This is a genomic window from Chitinophaga agrisoli (genome assembly GCF_008386695.1).
GTDB classification, from domain to species: domain Bacteria; phylum Bacteroidota; class Bacteroidia; order Chitinophagales; family Chitinophagaceae; genus Chitinophaga; species Chitinophaga agrisoli.
Genome location: NZ_VUOC01000002.1, coordinates 568,214 through 573,154, shown reverse-complemented (window position 1 = coordinate 573,154; position 4,941 = coordinate 568,214). Strand labels below are relative to the sequence as shown.

The following is a 4,941-nucleotide window of genomic DNA, read 5'->3' as shown; positions in this document are numbered from 1 at the left end:
CAGACCGCAACATTATCTGCTGATCTTAAAAGTGAAAAAGATGCAAACAGTACGCAGAGCGGGAATGGTATTCCTGCTGCTCATCCTGGGAGTTAGCGCTACGGCGCAACAAAATATCCAGTTCAGCCAGTATGTATTCAACGGGTTGAGCGTTAACCCTGCCTATGCAGGCTACAAAGAGGATCTGTATGTAAACGCGGTATACCGGCACCAGTGGGCCGGGTTCCCGGGCGCGCCGCGTACCGGCGGCGTATCGGTGGATGGTGTAACGGGAGCCAGCGATGGCAAGGTAGGGCTTGGGCTGCAGATGCTGTTTGATAAGCTGGGCCCGCAGGACGCCCTGTCACTGTACGGTTCCTACTCTTACCGTATACCACTGGATGATGAAGGATCGCGGCGGCTGTGTTTTGGTATAGGAGGGGGCGTTACCCAATATTCCATTGATGGCAATGCATTGCAATACACCGATAATGATGATGTGGCGCTACCCCTTGGTAAAAAAAGCGTTTGGGTACCGGATGCCCGGTTTGGTATCTACTATTATACGCCGCGGTTCTATGCCGGCGCCTCCATCATGGATCTTTTTTCGCTGTATACAGATGCCAGCCGTTACACCTGGAAGGGGAACAACTATTCCACCATCCGTAAGACACAGCACCTGTACGTTACCACCGGGGCCCTGTTTAACTTATCGGAAAATCTGCAGCTAAAGCCCTCCATCCTGGTAAAGGAGGATTTTAAGGGGCCTACCAATATGGATGTTAATGTGTTCCTGCTGATCAATGAAAAGATCTGGATAGGCGGCTCTTACCGCACGAATGTGAAGCTCTGGAACAAAAACAACCTGCCTGGCGATCTTACCGAACTGGATGCGGCCAGCGCCATGGTAGAATACTATGCAACGGAGAAGCTGCGCATTGGATATTCTTACGACCTGAATGTGAATAAAATGGCCGGTTACCAGGGAGGATCACATGAGATATCATTAGGGTTTTTATTCCCCTCAAAAAAATACGCCGTGCGGAGCCCGCGGTATTTCTAAAACATTACTTACGCATTATGATACGATGTAGTTTAACAATAGCGCTGGTATTCATAAGCATGGCAGCCCTGTACAGCCAGGAGCAGAAAAGTGTGTTGCGGCTGGCGGAAGAAGCCTATTCGCGGCAGGAATACGCTGTGGCGGGCGCCCTTTATAACAGGCTGGCGCGCAGCCGCGGTGATAAAATGCCCGTTGACCAGTGGATGAGGCTGGCCAGGTGCTACCAGGAGACAGGAAATTTTAAGGAGGCCGCAGGTTATTACCAGCATATAATAAGCCGTCCTGATCACCCTGTAGCAGCATATTTTGCTTATGGAGAGGCTTTGCGGCAGCTGCAGCAATACGATTCCGCCAGGCAGCAATATAATTTGTTCAGCACCGTCAATGCGGATAGCATACAGTTAAAAGCCGTAGCCTTACAAAGCTGCGACAGCTCGGGGGCCTGGAGGCAGTCTTCCGGGCGGGTGCAGCTGCAGCCGGTAAAGGAACTGAACACGCCAGGGTCAGACTTGGTAAGCGGTGTAGTGCAAAAAGGGTTATTGCTCATGTCTACCGGCTACCGCACGCTGTCATTAAACAGCGGATCAGAGGCGCACCCGGCTACAGACAAACGTACGGAGCAGCCTTATTATAAAGCATACGTTTACAGGCAATACTCCCTGGGGAATGCTAATATGTACCTGGAAGAACTGCTGCCTGGCCTGTTGGGAAAATATGACTATCATATAGGGCCTGTATGTCTTAACAATACGGAAGACACCCTGTATGCAACCATTAATATACAAGGGCAGCCGGTTACAACCAATAGCAAGGGGCCTGCAAATGGGGTACGGCAACTGCAGATCTATCAATCTGTAAAGAAGAACGGCAAATGGGCGCCGCTGGTGCTGCTGCCAGGTATAAATGTAGCGGGCTATTCCTCCAGCCATGCGGTATTGAACAGCAACGGCAGTGTTTTATATTTTGTATCTGACCGGCCGGGCGGATTGGGGCAGACAGATATCTGGTATGCAGAAAAGCAGGCAGACGGCACCTGGGGCGTGCCGGTAAACTGTGGCGCTAAAATAAATACGGTAGCGGCTGAGATCTTTCCTACCGTTAATGAAGAAGGGATCCTGTATTTTTCCAGCAAAGGGTATGCTGGCCTGGGCGGATATGATATATACCGCGCAAAGGGAGATAAAGCCAGCTGGGAGACACCTGAAAATATGAAAGCCCCTTTTAACTCGGGGGCAGATGATATGGGGCTGATATTGAAGCGTAACGGTTATGAGGGCTATCTGGCGTCTAACAAGCAGGGCGGCATGGGGAGCGATGATATCTATTATTTTACTGATCCGGGGTATTCCGACAGGTTTAACCCTGCCCCGGCTAACAGTGGCGCGCCGGTTACAACAGGCCCCGAAACGGGCGGCGAAAAGCCCCCGGCCATTGTAAAGACCCATACGGCAGAAGAGGAGGACGACAAACGCCAGCTGGAGCAGCTGAAGTTCCTCTATAATTATAACAGCACGGCCCTGCTTACTGAGTCACGCAAGGTACTGGACGCAGTGGCAGGCGCCATGAAACGGCATCCGGACTGGAGGATCGTTATTGTCTCCTATGCAGACAGCCGGGGACCGGATCAGTATAACACAGACCTGTCGGCCTTACGCTGTTATGCCGCGATTGATTACCTGGTCAATAATAAAGGGATTGATCCCCGCCGGCTTTATTACAGCAATAAAGGCGAACAGGAGCCGGTAAATGGCTGTAAGGACGGGGTGCCGTGCACGGAGGAAGATTACAAACAGAACAGACGTACGCAGGTAACGGTAATATGGTGATTATCTAAAACTGAAAACCAGATCAGATCATATAAAGATGATAATGTAAACATATTGTTTGCTGGATGCAGGCAATAATTGGTTATAAAAATAGCAAAAGACAAAAGTGGATCGCCATTCCTGGTGATCCACTGCGTTTGCTGGGGGGTACATTTGCCTGGAACCTAACTATTACATTTGGTTTATTTTCAATAAGACCTGTATCTTGCGGTTCAAAGTGCGTTCTAAACGAACCGGGCGCCGATTTATCTCAACCTATACTATGAAAACAATTATTGCTATTTTTTTTGGTTTGTTGACTATTACCGCCACACATGCGCAGAATTCCTGTATCACTAAGGCAACCACATTTTATGTAGATTCGATTTTTCCGTCTTTACGGTCGCTAATGCTAGTTGCTAAAGACGAATTGCATACGGCCGCCAGTCGTCCGGGTGCTCCCTCGTATAACCTGGACCTCGCAGATGTTTGCGCTTCGCTGCTCCAATTTGATTCCGCTGTATATTTCATCCGGCAGGAGCTGGCCGCCAGGGATATTTCCGGGAAATTGAGAGATTATAAGATGCTCTTTTTATTGATGAGGGATCCGGCTATGTACAAACAGTTCACAGATGGCGTATTTTTTGGTAGGTATAACATTGATAGTGCTTCCGGGCTTAAACGATATGTACCGTCTGAGTTTTGCATGCAATATATCGAACGTGAGTTGTTGATAGGCCCTGTTTATAGTGGATGGTCATCGAATTTCTATTATAAAAATGTTAAAATGACCTGGGAGGAGGGGCAGTCGTTGAAGAAACAGTTTGAACAGGTAGCGAAATACATGGAGGAACATTTGCTGCAAATTGCTCCGGGTGAATATGTGAACAGGAAGCGCTTGCCGCAGTATTCAAAGGATGGCAAGGTACCGGTGGACAAGTTTGTCGAGACTATGTCCCGGGTACTACGGGACCTGGTGGCTAATAAGACAGTTGAAATAACAGCATTACTGGAGAAGAAGGAGCTTCCAAACCGTATTTGTTATGACGTAGATAATGAATTACTTGACCAGGGTAAACCACAACGCTATGGTATGCGGGCAAAAATGGAGAATGGAAAACCAATGCTGCAGTTGCCCCATGACAATTTAAGGGATATAGCGGCCCATCGGAAACTGGCTGGGCTGAACACCTGGCAGGAAATGATCAGGGAAGAAGAAAAGAGTTTTAAGAACATTGGGGTGCTGCTTCAATAGCGCGGCATAAATTTCAGGTGAGTAATATTGTTACATTGATCAACCGCGCCAAAGAGACCCGGTTGATATAACTATTTGCGTATGACTTATTTTCAAAAGATCAGACATTTGTATGGAATTCCCGAAGATGAAAACTTCGGATTAAAAGAAAGCGAGATCGTGGCATTGGAAAAGCGGTTGAATATTGAGTTGCCTGCTACGTTGCGAGCGTACTACCTCAGTTTGGGCAGTCATGAATCGCTAAACAATGCTCATAACAGATTGTTACGATGTGAAGAAGTATGGATTTCCCAAGATGGGTATTTGATGTTTTATGAAGAGAACCAGGGTGTGGTTTCCTGGGGTGTAAAAAAGGAAAACTTCATGGATCCGGATCCGCTTGTATATGGTAACTATTCCAGTAGTGAAGCGGATCCTGATTGGCATTTGGAGTTTCCACTGGCAGCTTGTTTGTTAATGTTGGCGGTGTATAATGGCGTTTTAGGGGGATTGCTATTCAATGGCAACTGCCTGGAGGCGGTTAAACCGGAAGTCATTGATTATATTAAAGATAACTGGCAGGAATTGGAAGATCTTTCGAATAGTTCGCAGCGGATCTACACCCGCGATTATACCGAAGTGATCACCCTGTCATTTGACGAAAACCAAAACTGTTCCGGTATTTTTATTGGTACCAATAACCGGGACCGGTTTAATGACATGTTAGACCATTTAGATGTAGGTTGGTTTTATTTGTCTATTGAGGATATGGATGATGAAGAAGATGAGTACGAAGATGAATAGCATAATGGGGAAGGGGTAGTTAGCCATTTTTATGTGTGGCATTCGCATGGCGGTTG

The 4,941-nt window shown here is 47.6% G+C and carries 4 protein-coding genes; all 4 read left to right on the top strand.

Annotated features, from left to right (window positions below; genetic code table 11):
* Positions 1-40: 40 nt before the first annotated feature.
* The 4 genes from F0L74_RS09610 (at position 41) to F0L74_RS09595 (ending at position 4,885) form a co-directional block, all read left to right on the top strand.
* Complete coding sequence (locus F0L74_RS09610; RefSeq protein ID WP_149837646.1) at positions 41-1,042, top strand: PorP/SprF family type IX secretion system membrane protein; 1,002 nt, start codon at positions 41-43, stop codon at positions 1,040-1,042.
* 17 nt (positions 1,043-1,059) lie between these two features.
* A complete protein-coding gene (locus F0L74_RS09605) occupies positions 1,060-2,868 on the top strand; it encodes an OmpA family protein (protein ID WP_149837645.1) in 1,809 nt (602 codons plus the stop codon).
* A gap of 388 nt (positions 2,869-3,256) precedes the next feature.
* Entirely contained in the window at positions 3,257-4,102 is an 846-nt protein-coding gene (locus F0L74_RS09600) for a hypothetical protein (protein ID WP_149837644.1), read from the top strand.
* 81 nt (positions 4,103-4,183) lie between these two features.
* Complete coding sequence (locus F0L74_RS09595) at positions 4,184-4,885, top strand: SMI1/KNR4 family protein (protein WP_149837643.1); 702 nt, start codon at positions 4,184-4,186, stop codon at positions 4,883-4,885.
* Positions 4,886-4,941 lie beyond the last annotated feature (56 nt).